The sequence below is a fragment of the Streptomyces bungoensis genome, from assembly GCF_001514215.1.
Classification (GTDB): Bacteria; Actinomycetota; Actinomycetes; order Streptomycetales; family Streptomycetaceae; genus Streptomyces; species Streptomyces bungoensis.
Genome location: NZ_KQ948861.1, coordinates 187860 through 205602, shown reverse-complemented (window position 1 = coordinate 205602; position 17743 = coordinate 187860). Strand labels below are relative to the sequence as shown.

Sequence of the window (17743 nt, the reverse complement as noted above, 5' to 3'; positions counted from 1 at the left end):
AGACAGTGTCAAGGTCCCCGGGACCGCCGCCAAGGAACCGCTAACGATCGCACCGACGGTCCCGCGAAGCGGCTTCCTTGGAGGAGGAGCTCTTCCCGCAAGGGGAGTTGGACAAATGAGCGGAGCGCGTCGCGGCGATGAGTGACGTACGGCCCGGACGACTGAAGGTCTACCTCGGCGCGGCCCCGGGGGTCGGCAAGACCTACCGGATGCTCGACGAGGGGCGCCGCCGTGCCTCGCGCGGGGTGGATGTGGTGGTCGGCTTCGTGGAGTGCCACGGACGTCCGCACACGGAGGCGATGCTCGAGGGCCTGGAGACCGTGCCGCGGCTTGCCTGCGCCCACCGTGGCGGGCACTTCGAAGAGATGGACCTGGCCGCGGTCCTCGCACGCCGGCCGCAGGTGACGATCGTCGACGAGTGCGCCCACACCAACGTCCCCGGCGACGGCCGCAACCCCGAGCGCTGGCAGGACATCGAGGCCCTGCTCGGCGCCGGCATCGACGTGCTCACCGCGTTGAACATCCAGCACCTGGAGTCCCTCAACGACGTCGTCGAGAAGATCACCCGCGTCCCGCAGCACGAGACCGTGCCCGACGAGGTCGTACGGCGCGCCTCGCAGATCGAGCCGGTCGACATCCATCCCGAGGGCCTGCGTCGCCGGATGGCTCACGGCAGCATCTACGCCCCGGAGAAGATCGACGCCGCGCTCGCCAACTACCTCCGGCCCGGCAACCTCACCGCGCTGCGGCAGCTGGCGCTGCTGTGGGTGGCCGACCGGGTCGACGAGGCGCTCCAGGAATACCGTTCCCGCAGGCCTCGGCGCTTACTGGCCCTGCGTGGCCGCACCCTCTCCTTCTCCGAACGGCGGGTACTGGCCGTGTTCGCCGCACACGTCGGCTCCGCCGTCGAACGGGCCAGGCTGGCCGAGGCGGCGGCCGAGGTGGAGCCAGTGAAGGCGGCCGACCGGCTGCGCACGGCCCTGCTGCGGGCCGTCGGCCACGACCTGCGGACCCCGCTGGCCGCCGGGTGGGCCGCGGTCACGTCCCTGCGCAGCCGCGACGTCGCCTTCTCCGAAGAGGACCGGGAGGAGCTTCTCGCCACCGCCGACGAGTCGATGGCCAAGCTCAGCCGTCTGGTGGAGAACCTCCTCGACCTCAGTCGCCTGGAGGCCGGCGCCCTCACCCTGAACCTGCGGGCGACCTCCCTGGCGGAGGTGCTGCCCATGGCCCTGGTGGACGTACCGGAGGTCGAGGTGGCGGACGTGGAGGACATCCCCGCGGTGCTGGCCGACCCTCCGCTGCTGGAGCGAGTGATCGCCAACCTGGTCGGCAACGCCGCCCGGCACACCCCGCCGGGGAAGGGGGTGCTGGTCACCGCGAGTGCCCTGGCCGGGCGGGTGGAGCTGCGAGTGGTGGACCAGGGGCCCGGGCTGCCCGCCGACGGCCGCGACCGGCTCTTCGAGCCCTTCCAGCGGCTGGGCGACACCGACAACACCACAGGACTCGGCCTCGGGCTCGCCCTCGCCCGCGGCCTGACCGAAGCCATGAACGGCACCCTCGGCCCCGAGGACACCCCCGGCGGTGGGCTGACCATGGTCGTCTCGCTGCCGTTCGCGGCACAGCCGGTGGGTGCCGGACCGACCGAACAGAGCGCAGGAGGTGCGTGATGAGCATGGTGACCGGAACCTGGAAGCTGCGCCGCGGAGCGGGGAAGCGCGCCACTCCCCGGACCTGGTCGCTGCGTGACCGGCTCGCCCTCACGGCCGGCCTGGCCGCACCGCTCCTGGTGTCCCTCGCACTCGTCCCGTTCCGTACGGGTGTGTCGCACACGAACGCCGCCCTGATTCTCGTCGTGGTGGTCGTCGCCGTGGCCGCGCTGGGCAGTCGTACGGCAGGCGTGGTCGCCGCGCTGTCGGCGGCCGCATGGTTCGACTTCTTCCTCACCCGGCCGTACGAGACCTTCGACATCACCGCATCCGCCGACATCGGGACGGCGGTGCTCCTGATGGCCGTCGGCTTGATCGTCTCTCAACTCGCGGCCCGGGCGCGCCGTCTGGAGGTCATGACGGTGACGGACGCGGCTCACCTGGCGCGCATCCACCGCACGGCCGACCTCGTCCAGTCCGTCAACTCGGCGGACACCGTGGTCGACCACGTCCGGACCGAGCTGACCGACCTCCTGGGCCTGCGCGCCTGCCGCTTCGAGTACGGCTCGCTCCTGGGCCGGCCCCCGCGTCTGGAGAAGGACGGCAGCGTGACGGCGGGACGGCGCACCTGGAATCCGGACACCGACGGCTGGCCCGAGGGCGAGATCGAACTTCGGGCGTACGGCAACGGCCACTACCTCGGCCGCTTCCTGCTCACCCCCGGACCAGGCCCCGTGCCGTCGCTGCAGGCCCGCCTGGTCGCGGTCATCCTGGCCGACCAGACAGGGGCGGCGCTGGACACGGCGGGACCGGTGCGCGGGTGACGGGCAGGGCAGCCAAGACTGCGGAGGTGATGTCGAGGGCGAGGTCCACCGCGCTGTCGTCCGACCCCGCAAACTCCGTCGCAGGCAACCGACTTGGCCACGCTCGCCGACCTTTCGTCAGTGGCCGGGTAATCCTGGCCGCAACCCGGCGGGGGCTGGACATCCTCACGACGGGCGTCCAGCCGCATCCGGGGAACCGCAGGGACCGATCAGCGGTCTCTACTCCAGTCCGGATGCCTTGAACACGGCCCGCGCCGTCTCGTGGTCCATGCGGGCGGAGAGACGGCGCAGTGCGGTCTGCCCGCACAGCAGCAGGCCGTCGGCCGTCGCCTTGTGTGCGCCCTCGTCGAGGCGGAGCCACAGCTGAGGGGTGCGTACCAGGACCTCGGGGTCGATCTCGACCCGGCCACCCCGGGCGTCCCGCAGCAGAAGTCGTGGAGAGATGCCCTCCAGGCAACGAACCGACACCAGCAGGTCCGTCCGGACCCGCTGCTCGCGCCCCAGCCGGCGCGAGGCCACCCAGTTCCCGCCGGCGGACACGCGGGCGGGATACAGAACCACGAAGAGCAGCCCGGCGAGTGCGCACCACAGACCGGTGCGCCACCAGGCGATCCGGCCGGTGCCCCAGTCGACCAGGAGCAGCAGGGCCGGCAGAACGGCGGCGCAGCGTACGGCGCTCCACAACTGCTGTGCCCACTCGCGGTCGTTCGCCGCCTCACCTGATGCGTCAGGGCGTCCCATGGCGTCGACGGTAGTGACCTGGGGATGAGGTTCGGCGGACCTTGATACGGCTCTGACGGTGATGCCCGTCAAGGTCCTGTCAAGGTCAGCAGGTTGGGCGCGAAGATGTCGCAAGGAAGGGCCGGATGAGGCCGGAAACGGTCAGAACCTGGGTGCACCCGCGCGCCTGAACCTTGTGCGTCGCGGAAGGAAGAAGGAGCGCGCCCATGTCCGTCCTGACCACCGAGCATCCGGATGCCGTCCCGGCCGGTGACGAGCCCCCTGATACCGGCGAACGCCACCGGCTGACCGCGGTCACCGGGCTCGCGGCGCTGTCGCTGGACGCGATGGCGTCGGTGGCCTACGGCCCCGAGGCGATCGTCCTCGTGCTCGCCGCCGCCGGTGCGCACGGACTGGGGTTCACCATGCCGGTGACCCTGGCCATCGCCGCCCTGCTCGCGGTGCTCGTGGCCTCCTACCGGCAGGTGATCGCGGCCTTCCCGGACGGCGGCGGCTCCTACGCGGTGGCGAAGACGCACCTGGGTGCGCGGACGAGCCTGGCGGCCGCCGCCTCGCTGGTGCTGGACTACGTGCTCAACGTCGCCGTCGCGGTGACCGCGGGGGTGGCGGCGCTGACCTCCGCCTTCCCCGCCCTGTACGGCGACCGGCTGTGGCTGTGCCTGGCGGTGCTCGTACTGATCACGTGCGTCAATCTGCGCGGGATCGTGGAGTCCGCCAAGGCGTTCATCGTGCCCACCGTCGTCTTCGTCGGCTCGATCTTCGTACTGATCGTCGTCGGCCTGTTCCGGTCCCATCCGGTGAGCACCGCGACGGCGGCGGGGCATGCCTCGGTCCTCGCGGACAACACCTCGTCGGTGGGGGCGCTGCTTCTGCTGAAAGCTTTCGCCTCCGGATGTGCTGCGCTGACCGGCGTCGAGGCCATCGCCAACGCCGTCCCCTCCTTCCGCGTCCCCCGCGTCCGGCGGGCCCAGCGGGCGGAGGTCGCCCTGGGCGCCGTACTCGGTCTGATGCTGATCGGGCTGGCGGTGCTGATCGGCCGCTTCCACCTCCAGCCGGTCGCGGGCGTCACGGTCCTGGCCCAGCTCGCGGACGCCTCGCTCGGCCACAACCGGGCTTTCTACGTCATCCAGTTCGCGACGATGATCCTGCTGGCGCTGTCGGCGAACACGTCCTTCGGCGGGCTGCCGGTGCTGCTGAAGCTGCTCGCCCGCGACAACTACGCACCCCATGTCTTCGCCCTGAAGGCCGACCGCCAGGTCCACCGGCACGGCGTCCTGGCCCTCGCGGTGGTCTCGGCCGCGCTGCTGGTCTTCTCCGGCGGCGACACCAACACCCTGGTGCCGATGTTCGCCATCGGTGTCTTCGTCGGCTTCACGATCGCCCAGGTCGGCATGGTCCGGCACTGGCGTCTGGAGAGGGGCAGGGGCTGGCGCGGCAAGGCGCTGCTCAACGGCTTCGGCGCGGTCCTCACCGGTGTCGCGACGGTCGTCGTCACGGCGAGCAAGTTCACCGAGGGGGCGTGGCTGATCGCGATCACTCTGCCACTGCTCGTGGTGGTCTTCGAGAGCGTGCACCATGCCTACGGCCGGATCGGCGAGCGGCTCGGCCTCGGCCGCGTACCCCAGGCCCCGCACCGCGAGCGCTCGTTGGTGATCGTCCCGGTCTCCTCGCTGTCCCGGCTCGCTTCGGAGGCGCTGACCGCGGCCGGCTCTCTCGGTGACGAGGTCCGCGCAGTGACCGTCACCCACCCGGACCCCGAGGACCGCGCCGCGCTGCACGCGCTGGAGCGCGCTTGGGAGGAGTGGGATCCGGGGGTGGAGCTGGTGCGGCTGTCCTGGGGGCGGCGCAGCCTGGGCCGCCCCATCGCCGCGTACGTCCGCGAGGTGGCCGCCGCCGAGCCCGGCACCCGGGTCACCGTGCTGATCCCGGAGGCGGAACCGGAGCGGCTGTGGCAGCGGTTGCTGCAGAACCAGCGGGGCGCGGTCGTCGCGCACGCCGTGCGACGGGAGACGGACGCGGTGATCTGCCGCTTGCGCTTCCGGCTGTGAGGTGGGTCACCGACCGTCTCAGCTGACTACTGACCGGTACGGATCAGGGGTCGTAAGGGTCCCGTCAAAGGTGTCGGCGCAGCCGTATGAGAGCCGTCAACGGTGACGGATTCCGGCCAGAGAGGCGCTTTCCTCTAATCGTCCGATTCATCGAACCTCACTTCAGGAGTTCGCGATGGCCGATCTGGCCTTCGTCTTCACCGTGCTCGCGGGTTTCGCGCTGGTGGCCCTTGTCGCCAAGGGGGTGACGAAGCTGTGACCGCCGAGAACATCGTCGGCCTGGTCGTGGCCGTCGCCCTGCTGGGCTATCTCGTCCTCGCCCTGATCTTCCCGGAGAGGTTCTGACTGTGACATCGGCTGCCTCCGCAGCGGGCCACATGAGTCCCGTCCTCGCCGGCGTCCTCCAGTTGCTCGCCCTCATAGGCGCGCTGGCGCTCGCCTACGTCCCCGTCGGCACCTACATGGCCGGGGTCTACTCCTCGAAGAAGCACCTGCGGGTGGAGAAGTGGATCTACAAGGTCATCGGTGCCGACCCTGACACCGAGATGAGCTGGCCCGCGTATCTGCGCGGTGTGCTGGCCTTCTCCGCCGTCAGCGTCCTGTTCCTCTACCTGCTCCAGCGTCTACAGGGCGTGCTGCCCGGTTCGATGCACTTCTCGTCGGTGAACCCGGCACAGTCGTTCAACACGGCCGTGTCGTTCGTGACGAACACCAACTGGCAGTCGTACTACGGCGAGCAGACCATGGGTCACGTCGTGCAGACCGCCGGTCTGGCCGTGCAGAACTTCGTGTCCGCCGCGGTGGGTATCGCCGTAGCGGTCGCTCTCGTCCGTGGTTTCGCCCGGTCGCGCACCGGCGAGCTGGGTAACTTCTGGGCCGACCTGGTGCGCGGCACGCTGCGCATCCTGGTGCCGGGTGCGGTGGTCGCCGCGGTGATCCTGGTGGCCTGCGGTGCGATCCAGAACTTCTCCGGCATCCACGAGGTCGGCCGGTTCATGGGCGGCTCGCAGCAGTGGAACGGCGGCGCGGTGGCCTCGCAGGAGGCGATCAAGGAGCTGGGCACCAATGGGGGCGGTTACTTCAACGCCAACTCCGCCCACCCCTTCGAGAACCCGACGCCCTTCACCAACCTCTTCGAGATCTTCCTGATCCTGGTCATCCCGTTCTCGCTGACCCGCACCTTCGGCGTGATGGTCGGCTCGGTGAAGCAGGGTTACGCGATCCTCGCCACGATGTTCACCATCTGGCTGGGCTTCGTCGCGCTGATGGCGTGGACCGAGTTCGCCCACCACGGCCCGGCGCTCCAGGCCGCGGGCGGCGCGATGGAGGGCAAGGAGACGCGGTTCGGTGTCGGCGCGTCGTCGATCTTCGCAGTGTCCACGACGCTGACCTCGACCGGTGCGGTGGACTCCTTCCACTCCTCGTTCACCGGACTGGGCGGCGGTATCACCATGCTCGGCATGATGCTGGGCGAGATCGCGCCCGGTGGTACCGGCTCGGGTCTGTACGGCATGTTGATCATGGCGGTCATCGCGGTGTTCATCGCCGGTCTGATGGTGGGCCGTACGCCCGAGTACCTGGGCAAGAAGATCGGCGGCCGGGAGATGAAGCTCGCCGCGGCGTACATCCTGATCACACCGGCGCTGGTCCTGGTGTTCACCGCGGCCTCGATGGCGTTGCCGACCCCGCCGCACTCGATACTCAACTCCGGCGCGCACGGCTTCTCCGAAGTGCTGTACGCCTTCACCTCCGCGTCGAACAACAACGGGTCTGCCTTCGCCGGGCTGAACGCGAACACCGACTGGTTCAACACCATGACCGGGCTCGCGATGCTGCTGGGCCGCTTCCTGCCCATGGTCTTCGTCCTGGCGCTGGCGGGCTCGCTCGCCGAACAGACACCGGTCCCGGTCACGGCCGGCACCCTGCGCACCGAGAAGCCGCTGTTCACCGGCCTGCTGGTCGGCGCCATTCTGATCATCACCGGTCTCACCTACTTCCCGGCCCTCGCACTGGGCCCGCTCGCGGAGGGACTGGCGTGATGACCACCCGTACGGAAAACCCAGAGGACTCCATGTCCACAGCCACTCCCACCCGGGCGCCGCACAGTGACGTCCCCACCGGGCACAAGCCCGGCGAGGGCCGTGTCGGGGCGGGCCTCTTCGACCCCAAGCAGCTTCTGAAGTCCCTGCCGGAAGCCTTCCGCAAACTGGACCCCCGGGTGATGGTCAAATCGCCCGTGATGTTCGTGGTGTGGATCGGCTCGGTGCTGACCACGGTCTTCTCCTTCAAGGACCCGACCGACTGGTTCGGCTGGACGATCAGCGCCTGGCTGTGGCTGACCGTGCTCTTCGCCAACCTGGCGGAGGCGGTCGCCGAGGGCAGGGGCAAGGCGCAGGCCGACACCCTGCGCAAGGCGAAGACCGACACGGTCGCGCGCCGGCTGCTCGCTGACGGCACCTCCGAGGAGGAGGTGCCCGGCACCGCGCTGACCATCGGTGACCTGGTGGTCTGTGAGGCCGGGGACGTCATCCCCGGCGATGGTGATGTCGTCGAGGGTGTCGCCTCGGTGGACGAGTCGGCCATCACGGGCGAGTCCGCGCCGGTGATCCGCGAGTCCGGCGGCGACCGGTGCGCGGTGACCGGTGGTACGAAGGTGCTGTCCGACCGGATCGTCATCAAGATCACGACGAAGCCCGGCGAGACGTTCATCGACCGGATGATCAACCTGGTCGAGGGCGCCGCCCGGCAGAAGACGCCCAACGAGATCGCGCTGAACATCCTGCTCGCCTCGCTGACCATCGTCTTCCTGCTGGCGGTGGCGACCCTGCCGCCGTTCGCGAACTTCGCGGGCACCCACCTGACGATGGTCGTGCTGGTGGCCCTGCTGGTCTGCCTGATCCCGACCACGATCGGCGCCCTGCTCTCCGCGATCGGCATCGCGGGCATGGACCGCCTGGTGCAGCGCAACGTGCTGGCGATGTCCGGCCGCGCGGTCGAGGCCGCAGGTGACGTCTCCACGCTGCTGCTGGACAAGACCGGCACCATCACCCTCGGCAACCGCCAGGCCGCCGAGTTCGTCCCCGTCAAGGGCACCACCGAGGCCGAGGTGGCCGACGCCGCACAGCTGTCGTCCCTCGCGGACGAGACCCCCGAGGGCCGCTCCATCGTCGTCCTGGCGAAGGAGAAGTACGGGCTGCGCGAGCGCCACCAGGGCGAGCTCGCCCACGCGGAGTGGATCGAGTTCACCGCCCAGACCCGGATGTCGGGTGTCGACGTCGACAGGCGCAAGGTCCGCAAGGGTGCCACGGCCTCGGTCATCGCCTGGGTGAAGGAGGCGGGCGGCACCGTCGCCGAGGACGCGGACGCGATAGCGAACCGCATCTCCGAGGCCGGCGGCACCCCGCTGCTCGTCGCCGTGCACGACCACAAGGGCGCCCGCGTACTGGGTGTCATCCACCTCAAGGACGTCGTCAAGCACGGCATGCGGGAGCGGTTCGAGGAACTGCGCCGCATGGGCATCAAGACCGTCATGATCACGGGAGACAACCCGCTGACCGCGAAGGCGATCGCCGAGGAGGCGGGCGTCGACGACTTCCTCGCCGAGGCCACTCCCGAGGACAAGATGGCCCTCATCAAGCGGGAGCAGGCGGGCGGCAAGCTGGTCGCGATGACCGGTGACGGCACCAACGACGCCCCGGCGCTCGCGCAGGCGGACGTCGGCGTGGCGATGAACACGGGCACGTCGGCCGCCAAGGAGGCCGGCAACATGGTCGACCTCGACTCCAACCCGACGAAGCTGATCGAGATCGTCGAGATCGGCAAGCAGCTGCTGATCACCCGCGGTGCGCTGACCACGTTCTCCATCGCCAACGACGTCGCCAAGTACTTCGCGATCATCCCGGCGCTGTTCGCGGTGGTCTACCCGGGCCTGGACAAGCTCAACATCATGCACCTGTCCTCGCCCGACTCCGCGATCCTCTCGGCCGTCGTCTTCAACGCGCTGATCATCATCGCGCTGGTGCCGCTGTCCCTGAAGGGCGTGCGGTACCGGCCGATGAGCGCGGACAGGATGCTGCGGCGCAACCTCGGGATCTACGGCATCGGCGGACTGATCGCCCCCTTCATCGGCATCAAGATCATCGACATGCTCATCTCCCTCATCCCCGGGCTGTAATTCTTGAAAGGCGTGCTGATCGCCATGAACAACTCTTTTGTGAACACAGCCCGATTGCTGGGCGCGGGCCTGCGGGCACTGCTCGTGCTGACCCTGGTGACCGGTGTCGTCTATCCGCTGGTGGTCACCGGCATCGCTCAGGCGGCGTTCCACGACAAGGCGAACGGCTCGGAGATCAAGACGGACGGCAAGGTCGTCGGCTCGTCCCTGATCGGGCAGTCGTACAACCTGCCGCTGAAGAAGGGGCAGCAGACCCCGGACGCGGACCTGAAGTGGTTCCAGGGCCGCCCGGCGAACGGCCTCGGCACGAACAGCGTGAACACGCGGTACAAGCTGATCCTGTCCGGCGCCACCAACCTGTCCGCGGACAGCAAGGTTCTGCTCGAGCAGGTGCAGGACGCCAAGGCCGCCGTCGTGAAGGACAACTCGGTTCCCGGCTACTCGGTCGACCCCTCGGACGTCCCCGCGGACGCGGTGACCTCCTCCGGGTCCGGCCTGGACCCGGACATCTCCCCGGCCTACGCCGAACTGCAGGTGCACCGGATCGCCGCGAGGAACGGCCTCCCGGTCGCCCAGGTCGAGAAGCTGGTCAAGGACCACACGACCGGGCGCACCCTCGGCTTCGTCGGCGAACCCCGGGTGAACGTCCTGGAACTCAACATCGCGCTCAAGGACCTCGCGGCGAAGCAGTGAGTGTTTTACGCGACCCGCACGGGAGCCGGCGGTCCGGGACGTACTCCGGTGCCGCCGGCTCCCGCGGCCATGAAACCGGTCGCCCCGCTTCCGGCGCCTACGGCCCGACGCATGACAGGAGAGGCACACACCCATGACCAGGGTGCTCGTGGTGGAGGACGACCCGCAGCTGGTGCGGGCCCTCGTGATCAACCTTCAGGCGCGTCACTACGGCGTGGACGCCGCTCCGGACGGTGCCACGGCCCTCCGACTCGCCGCGGCCCGCCAGCCCGACGTGGTCCTGCTGGATCTCGGTCTGCCCGACATGGACGGCGTCGACATCATCAAGGGCCTGCGGGGCTGGACCCGCGTACCGATCCTGGTGCTGTCCGCCCGTCAGGCGTCCGACGAGAAAGTGGCAGCGCTCGACGCGGGCGCCGACGACTACGTGACCAAGCCGTTCAGCATGGACGAGTTGCTCGCCCGGCTGCGCGCCGCCGTCCGCCGTACCGAGGACACCCCGCTCGTCCCCGAGACGACCATGGTCGAGACGGAGCACTTCAGCATCGACCTGCTGGCGAAGAAGGTCCTCCGGGACGGGAAGGACGTCCGGCTGACGCCGACCGAATGGCACCTGCTGGAGATCCTCGTGACCAACCCCCGCCGGCTGATCACGCAGAAGCAGCTGCTCCAGGAGGTCTGGGGCGTCTCGCAGAGCAAGAAGACCAACTACCTGCGGGTGTACATGGCCCAACTCCGCCGCAAGCTGGAGACGGACCCCTCCCGGCCCCGCTATCTGATCACCGAGCCCGGCATGGGCTACCGCTTCGAAGGGTGAACATGGCACGCGGCAAACTTCGGATCTACCTCGGTGCGGCACCGGGCGTGGGCAAGACCTACGCGATGCTGTCGGAGGGGCACCGCCGCGTGGAGCGGGGGACGGACTGCGTGGTGGCGTTCGTGGAGCATCACGGGCGGCCTCGTACCGAGGTGATGCTGCACGGTCTGGAGCAGGTGCCGCGCAAGGAGCTCGAGTACCGGGGCAGTACGTTCACCGAGATGGACGTGGACACCGTCCTCGCCCGCCGTCCCCGGGTGGCCCTGGTGGACGAACTGGCTCACACCAACATCCCCGGATCGCGCAACGCCAAGCGCTGGCAGGACGTCGAGGAACTGCTCGGGGCCGGGATCGACGTGATCTCCACCGTCAACATCCAGCACCTGGAGTCCCTGGGTGACGTGGTGGAGTCGATCACCGGGGTGCGACAGCAGGAGACGGTGCCGGACGAGGTGGTCCGGCGGGCCGACCAGATCGAGCTGGTCGACATGTCCCCGCAGGCCCTGCGCCGCCGGATGGCCCACGGCAACGTCTACAAGCCGGACAAGGTCGACGCGGCCCTGTCGAACTACTTCCGCCCCGGCAACCTGACGGCGCTGCGCGAGTTGGCGCTGCTGTGGGTGGCCGACCGGGTCGACGAGTACCTGAACGCCTACCGCAGGGAACACCGGGTCTCGACCATCTGGGGCTCGCGCGAGCGGATCGTGGTCGGGCTGACCGGCGGCCCCGAGGGACGCACCCTCATCCGGCGTGCCGCGCGGCTCGCCGAGAAGGGGGCCGGCGGCGAGGTGCTGGCCGTCTACATCTCCCGCAGCGACGGCCTCACCGCCGCCTCCCCGAAGGAGCTGGCCGACCAGCGCACCCTGGTGGAGGACCTGGGCGGCACCTTCCACCACGTCGTCGGCGACGACATACCGGTCGCCCTGCTGGACTTCGCCCGGGGCGTGAACGCCACCCAGATCGTGCTCGGGGTCTCGCGTCGCCGGAGCTGGCAGTACGTCTTCGGGCCGGGCGTCGGCGCGACCGTGGCCCGGGACTCCGGCCCCGACCTCGACGTGCACCTCATCACGCACGACGAGGCGGGCAAGGGGCGCGGGCTCCCGGTGGCCAGGGGCGCGCGGCTCGGCCGGGCCCGGATCATCTGGGGCCGGCTGGCCGGCATCGGCGGACCGCTGCTGCTGACCTGGCTGCTCAGCGGTGTCGTCCCCGATGTGGGGCTCGCCAACGACATGCTGCTGTTCCTGACCATGACGGTGGCGGCGGCCCTGCTCGGCGGGCTCTTCCCCGCCCTGGCCTCGGCGGTGGCCGGATCCCTGCTCCTCAACTGGTACTTCACCCCGCCGGTGCACACCTGGACGATCGCCGACCCCAAGAACATCGTCGCCATCGCCGTGTTCTTCGGTGTCGCCGTGTCCGTCGCGTCCGTGGTGGACCTCGCCGCCCGCCGCACCCACCAGGCCGCCCGGCTGCGCGCCGAGTCGGAGATCCTCTCCTTCCTCGCCGGTAACGTCCTGCGCGGCGAAACCACGCTGGAGGCACTCCTCGAACGGGTCCGCGAGACCTTCGGCATGGAATCGGTGGCCCTGCTGGAGCGGACCGCCGAGACGGCCCCCTGGACCTGCGCCGGCAGCGTGGGACCCCGGCCCGCGGAGATTCCGGAGGACGCGGACGTCGACGTACCGGTCGGCGACCACATGGCGCTGTCCCTGCGCGGCCGGGTGCTGCCGGCCGCCGACCGCCGGGTGCTGGCCGCGTTCGCCGCGCAGGCCGCCGTGGTCCTGGACCGCCAGCGCCTGCAGAGCGAGGCCGACCGGGCGAAGGAACTGGCGGAGGGCAACCGGATACGGACCGCGCTGCTCGCCGCCGTCAGCCACGATCTGCGCACCCCGCTGGCCGGCATCAAGGCCGCCGTCACCTCGCTGCGTTCCGATGACATCGAGTGGTCCGCACAGGACCAGGCTGAACTGCTGGAGGCCATCGAGGAGGGCGCCGACCGGCTCGACCACCTGGTCGGCAACCTGCTCGACATGTCCCGCCTGCAGACCGGCACGGTGAAGCCCATCATCCGCGAGAGCGACCTGGACGAGGTCGTACCCATGGCGTTGGGCGGGATCCCGAACCCGGAGGAGTGCGTCGAACTGGACGTCCCCGAGACCCTGCCGATGATCTACGTCGACCGGGGGCTGCTGGAGCGCGCCGTCGCCAACATCGTCGAAAACGCCGTGAAGTACAGCCCCCCGGACGAGAAGGTGCTGGTGTCCGCCAGCGCGCTCGCCGACCGGGTCGAACTGCGGGTCGTCGACCGCGGGCCCGGCGTCCCCGACGAGGCCAAGGACCGCATCTTCGAACCCTTCCAGCGGTACGGTGACGCGCCTCGAGGGGGCGGCGTCGGCCTGGGCCTGGCGGTGGCGCGTGGCTTCGCCGAGGCCGTGGGCGGCACGCTGCACGCCGAGGACACGCCCGGCGGCGGCCTCACCATGGTGCTCGCCGTACCGACGGCACCCGAGCGGAGGCAGGCGGAGCAGTCGGATCTGCCGACCACGGTCACGCACTGAGACCTCGTGCGTCGGGTGGCACCGTCTCGAACTCCTTTTGCAGATCGCGGGTGTCCAGCCGCAGCCGCCAGGCGTTCCGGCGGTGCACGGACGCCAGCGCGGCCTGGAGCGGGGAGGGCGGCACCGCGAGGACGGGGCAGGCGGCGTGGGCGAGGCAGTAGCGGCTCACCGAGGGCCACAGGGCACGGTGCAGCCGGCCCCGTCCACCGGCGCCGATGACGAGGACGTCGTCGTCCCGGTCAGCGGTTCGCACGAGGGCCGGGCCGGGGGCGCCCCGGACGACGAGTGCGTGGCCGGCCAGCCCGGTACCGGTGCTGCCGAACACGTCACGCAGCGCTGCTACCAGCCGTTCCCGCGCCAGCCGCTCCCATTCCGGCACCATGGAGGTCGAGGCCGGGCACCTGCGGGCGGCGACATCCCCCTCGGGCGCCTGCCACGTCAGCACCGGCCAGAGCTCGGCTCCCCGGTGTCGGGCCTCGTCGGCGGCCCGACCGAGGGCGGTGAGACTCCCCGGCGAGCCGCTCACCCCGACCACGAAACGGGCGGTTGAGGGCGTGCGGGACTCGGACATCGCTTCCACCTTCTGCATACGCCGACCGGCGACTTCCCGTCGGCGATCCTTCTCGGAACCGCTCTCATCTCACCTCCGTGCCGAGGTTCTCGAAAAGTCCGCACGCCGCTTCTTGGCGCCCTTCTGACGACCCGTTCCATGCCCTCCCACCGGGGCTGTCAGCATCGCGTCAAAGTCGTCCGGTTCCTCGTCAGCGTCCCGTCAGGACGGGTCCGGGAACCGGGGGCCTCGGGCATAGCGTCGACATCGGGCCCCGGTCAGCCTCCCCGCGTCCGGGGTCTCCCAGATCCCCCGCCTACCGCCTTCACGGAGGCACGGCGAAGACCCCGAGCCCTCCGATCGATTCCCGGCCGGACCCCTGTACGTCCCGGTCCGGCCGGGCCTCTCCGGGTGTGCGGCCCGCATCTTCCGCACCCCGCTCGGCGAACGCACCGCCGTCGGCTTCACCTCCGAGCAGCGACTGACCGCCACCCTCGGCACCGGCCAGGCGTGGATCCGCCTCGCGGAACCCGCCCTGCGCGCACTGACCGCACCGCTCGGCGTCACCACCCTCATTCGTTCGGCGGTGACGAGTTCGCGGCCGCGTTGCCAGGTGGTCATGACGGTGAACGCGGTCAGGCCGATCAGCAGCGGCAGCCACGCGCCGTGGACGAGTTTCGTCAGGTTGGCCGCGACGAAGAGCAGGTCCACGAAGAGCAGCACGGTCGCACCGACGGCGATCAGCCACGTGGGCGTGCCCCACTTGGCGCGGGCGACGTAGAAGAACAGCAGGGTGGTGATGGTGATGGTGCCCGTGACCGCCATGCCGAAGGCGAAGGCCAGCGCGGTGGAGCTGCGGAAGGCGAAGACCAGGGTGAGCACCGAGACCATCAGCAGCCAGTTGATCCAGGGAACGTAGATCTGGCCGATCGTGGATTCGGAGGTGTGCGCGATCCGCAGCCTCGGCAGGTAGCCGAGCTGGGCGGCCTGGGAGGTGACCGAGTACGCACCGGTGATCACGGCCTGCGAGGCGATCACCGTGGCCGCCGTGGCCAACAGGACCATCGGCCACCTGCCCCAGTGGGGCACGAGCAGGAAGAAGGGGCTGCTGATGCTGTGCGGGTCGGCGAGGATCAGTGCGCCCTGGCCGAAGTAGCTCAGCACGCACGCCGGGAAGACGAGGAGCATCCAGCCGCGCGTGAGGGCCCGGCGGCCGAAGTGTCCCATGTCCGCATACAGCGCCTCCGCGCCGGTGACCGCGAGCACGACCGCGGCCAGGGCGAAGAAGGCGGTTCCGAAATGGCCGACCAGGAAGCCCAGGGCGTAGGTCGGCGACAGCGCCCTGAGGATCGCCGGGTGGCCGACGATGCCGGCCATGCCGCACGCACCGATGGACACGAACCAGGCGACCATGACCGGCCCGAACATCCTGCCCACCGCCGCGGTTCCTCTGCGCTGCACGAGGAACAGCAAAACGATGATCACCGCGGTGATCGGCACGACCGCGCTCTCCAGCGACGGCTGGACGACCTTGAGCCCTTCAACCGCGGACAGCAGCGAGATCGCCGGAGTGATCATGCTGTCGCCGAAGAACAGCTAAGCGCCCAAGACGCCCAGCCCCGGACTGGTCCCGATGTCCCCGAAGACCACGCCGAGAGCGCCGATGACCAGCGTGAGACGCACCGCCTCGTGCGCGCTCGGACCATGAACCTCCGGCGTCCCCGGTCCCGATCCACCGCCCGACGTGGCTCCGTGCCGGGGGTCGGCCATCGCATTCTCCTCCGCTCGGGCCAGTGCGCCGCAGGCCAGGTGTCCTACCAGGTGCCTCACGCGGGGACGATACCGATCACTTGCACAGTCGTTCGTAGCGCACGCCGCGTCCGATTCCCACGAGATGCGGCGAGGGCCGCATGTGCGATTCATTGGGCGGCGAACGTCGGTGGAGGTGTACTCCTCGTACCCGGCCGTGACGTGACGGGAATCTCGATGCGGCTTGGGCGTGCTGTTCCATACCCTGGTCACGCTTCTCGGTCGTGGGTGAGACCGGTGGATCACGCAGGCTTCCGTATCTGACTGGCGAACTGTCAGCTTGACTCAGCAGGCAGTCAGCGTGAATCCCCCGATGAGTGGGGGACGTTGGCTGAAGATGAGCTGCTGTAAACTGAGAGAACAGCCCTTGACCTGCAAAAACGCGGGCAGGGAGCGAATTTCGGGAGCACTGAATGCTGCGTACTCTGTTCAAGTCCAAGATCCACCGCGCCACCGTCACCCAGGCCGACCTGCACTACGTGGGATCCGTGACCATCGACGCGGATCTGCTGGACGCCGCCGATCTGCTGCCCGGTGAGCTCGTCCACATCGTCGACATCACCAACGGGGCCCGGCTCGAGACGTACGTCATCGAGGGCGAGCGCGGGTCCGGGGTCGTCGGGATCAACGGGGCCGCCGCCCATCTCGTGCACCCCGGGGACCTGGTGATCATCATCAGCTACGCTCAGATGACCGACGCCGAGGCGCGGGCCTTCCGGCCGCGGGTCGTGCACGTCGACGCCGGGAACCGGATCGTGGCTCTCGGCGCCGATCCGTCCGAGCCGGTGCCCGGGTCGGACCAGGAGCGCAGCCCGCAGGCCGTACGGGCCTGACCGGGCGACACCGGACCAGGAGCGTGGCAGTGAGCGACATCGAGATCCGAGACGACCGCGCGGCGGGCCGGCTGGAAGCCGTGACCGGCGGCGCGGTCGCCGGACGCATCGAGTACTTCGTGCTGGAGGCTCCCGCGCGCGCCCTGGTCCCGGTGCACACCGTCGTCGAGCCGGCCCACGAGGGCAAGGGCGTCGCCGGCTCGCTCGCCCGCGAGCTCTACGGCATCGCGGAGCGCGAGGGCGTTCCGGTCGCCCCGCTCTGCCCGTACGTCGTCAAGTGGGCCGCACGCCACCCCGAGACGGCCCCGCCGGCCGACCCGGAGCTGCTGGCGGCGGCGAAGGACTGGCTGCGGGCCCACCCCGGCCGGTTCTGACCGCCCCGGCGACGCGCGTACGCCGGAGGCGCCGGTGGTTTTCGGCCATGCGGCGCCCCCGGCGCGTCCACTCGGTCGTGTCGCGTGCCGCCGTCGGGTGAGTGGCCGAGCGGCCCTCGGGTAGGCGGGGGATGAGTTCAGAGGCGATCTCCAGCGAATGCCCGGAGGACACGATGACGAACCCGTACCCGGAACCCGTTCCGCCGAGCCCGGGCCCCGGTCCCGGCCCCACTCCGCCGGACCCCTATCCCAGTCCGGTCCCGTCCCCCGAGCCGGGCCCCCAGCCGACGCCGCCGGGTCCTGGCCCCGGACCCACGCCGCCCGCGCCGGGCCCCAACCCGACCCCGCCCCCGGCACCGGGTCCGCCGGAACCGTCACCGTCCCCGATCCCCCCGGGCCCGGAGCCCGTACCGAACCCGGAACCCGGCCCGCCCCTCACCACCTGAGGCGCAAGGGGCCGCCGAGGCGCCCCGGAAGGGGGCGCAGGACGGACCCGACGGAGCCACTAGGCCGTCTTTGCCGGGAGCCGGGAGCGGAGCCGGAAGTCGGACACCCGGGCCGGCCGGCGAACAGGGCGTAGCCCCGGCCTCATCCGCCGGGGCACCCACAGCCCCGCCGGACTCCGTCGGGGTCGGGGCCTGGCCTCGCCCGGGCCCGGCGGCCGCCCGGCAGTGGCCCC

General features: G+C 70.3%; 13 protein-coding genes and 2 pseudogenes. 12 read left to right on the top strand and 3 right to left on the bottom strand.

What is annotated here, in order from left to right:
* The first annotated feature begins 137 nt into the window (after positions 1-137).
* Together AQJ66_RS22435 and AQJ66_RS22430 are read left to right on the top strand one after the other, a co-directional pair.
* Positions 138-1667, top strand: a complete 1530-nt coding sequence (locus AQJ66_RS22435) for an ATP-binding protein (protein WP_061925176.1) — start codon at positions 138-140, stop codon at positions 1665-1667.
* On the top strand, positions 1667-2470 hold the full coding sequence (locus AQJ66_RS22430; RefSeq protein WP_244162890.1) for a DUF4118 domain-containing protein: 804 nt from the start codon (positions 1667-1669) through the stop codon (positions 2468-2470). The genes AQJ66_RS22435 and AQJ66_RS22430 overlap by 1 nt, the downstream gene beginning before the upstream one ends.
* 219 nt (positions 2471-2689) lie before the next feature.
* Here AQJ66_RS22430 and AQJ66_RS22425 read toward each other — a convergent pair whose 3' ends face one another.
* Positions 2690-3211: a hypothetical protein gene (locus AQJ66_RS22425; RefSeq protein ID WP_061925173.1), complete on the bottom strand. Its 522-nt coding sequence runs from the start codon at positions 3209-3211 to the stop codon at positions 2690-2692.
* Positions 3212-3417: 206 nt separating this feature from the next.
* On the opposite strand from AQJ66_RS22425, the gene AQJ66_RS22420 reads away from it, so the two are divergent.
* The 7 genes from AQJ66_RS22420 (at position 3418) to AQJ66_RS22390 (ending at position 13498) form a co-directional block, all read left to right on the top strand.
* Complete coding sequence (locus AQJ66_RS22420; RefSeq protein WP_061925170.1) at positions 3418-5259, top strand: APC family permease; 1842 nt, start codon at positions 3418-3420, stop codon at positions 5257-5259.
* A gap of 255 nt (positions 5260-5514) precedes the next feature.
* Entirely contained in the window at positions 5515-5604 is a 90-nt protein-coding gene (gene kdpF / locus AQJ66_RS22415; RefSeq protein ID WP_016434100.1) for a K(+)-transporting ATPase subunit F, read from the top strand.
* 32 nt (positions 5605-5636) lie between these two features.
* Positions 5637-7298 carry a potassium-transporting ATPase subunit KdpA gene (kdpA, locus tag AQJ66_RS22410; protein WP_061925168.1) on the top strand — a complete coding sequence of 554 codons (1662 nt, stop codon included), beginning with the start codon at positions 5637-5639 and terminating at the stop codon, positions 7296-7298.
* Positions 7298-9433 (top strand): potassium-transporting ATPase subunit KdpB, encoded by a 2136-nt coding sequence (kdpB, locus tag AQJ66_RS22405; protein WP_208611419.1) that lies wholly within the window; start codon positions 7298-7300, stop codon positions 9431-9433. Before kdpA ends, kdpB begins: the two co-directional genes overlap by 1 nt.
* A gap of 24 nt (positions 9434-9457) precedes the next feature.
* A complete protein-coding gene (locus tag AQJ66_RS22400) occupies positions 9458-10126 on the top strand; it encodes a potassium-transporting ATPase subunit C (RefSeq protein WP_208611418.1) in 669 nt (222 codons plus the stop codon).
* A gap of 133 nt (positions 10127-10259) precedes the next feature.
* Positions 10260-10943: a response regulator gene (locus AQJ66_RS22395; RefSeq protein ID WP_061925161.1), complete on the top strand. Its 684-nt coding sequence runs from the start codon at positions 10260-10262 to the stop codon at positions 10941-10943.
* A gap of 2 nt (positions 10944-10945) precedes the next feature.
* Positions 10946-13498 carry a sensor histidine kinase gene (locus tag AQJ66_RS22390; protein WP_061925159.1) on the top strand — a complete coding sequence of 851 codons (2553 nt, stop codon included), beginning with the start codon at positions 10946-10948 and terminating at the stop codon, positions 13496-13498.
* On the opposite strand, the gene AQJ66_RS22385 is transcribed toward AQJ66_RS22390, so the two are convergent.
* Positions 13488-14069: a universal stress protein gene (locus AQJ66_RS22385; protein WP_061925354.1), complete on the bottom strand. Its 582-nt coding sequence runs from the start codon at positions 14067-14069 to the stop codon at positions 13488-13490. The genes AQJ66_RS22390 and AQJ66_RS22385 overlap by 11 nt on opposite strands.
* A gap of 286 nt (positions 14070-14355) precedes the next feature.
* Here AQJ66_RS22385 and AQJ66_RS40135 point away from each other — a divergent pair.
* Positions 14356-14622, top strand: a pseudogene (locus AQJ66_RS40135) (SAV_915 family protein); the annotation flags it as partial.
* A gap of 59 nt (positions 14623-14681) precedes the next feature.
* Here AQJ66_RS40135 and AQJ66_RS22380 read toward each other — a convergent pair.
* A pseudogene (locus AQJ66_RS22380) lies at positions 14682-15626 on the bottom strand (KUP/HAK/KT family potassium transporter); the annotation flags it as partial.
* Positions 15627-16270: 644 nt separating this feature from the next.
* On the opposite strand from AQJ66_RS22380, the gene panD reads away from it, so the two are divergent.
* Entirely contained in the window at positions 16271-16690 is a 420-nt protein-coding gene (panD, locus tag AQJ66_RS22375) for an aspartate 1-decarboxylase (RefSeq protein ID WP_061925156.1), read from the top strand.
* A 29-nt stretch (positions 16691-16719) separates the two neighbouring features.
* Positions 16720-17064 (top strand): GNAT family N-acetyltransferase, encoded by a 345-nt coding sequence (locus tag AQJ66_RS22370; protein ID WP_061925153.1) that lies wholly within the window; start codon positions 16720-16722, stop codon positions 17062-17064.
* The last annotated feature ends 679 nt before the right edge of the window (positions 17065-17743 follow it).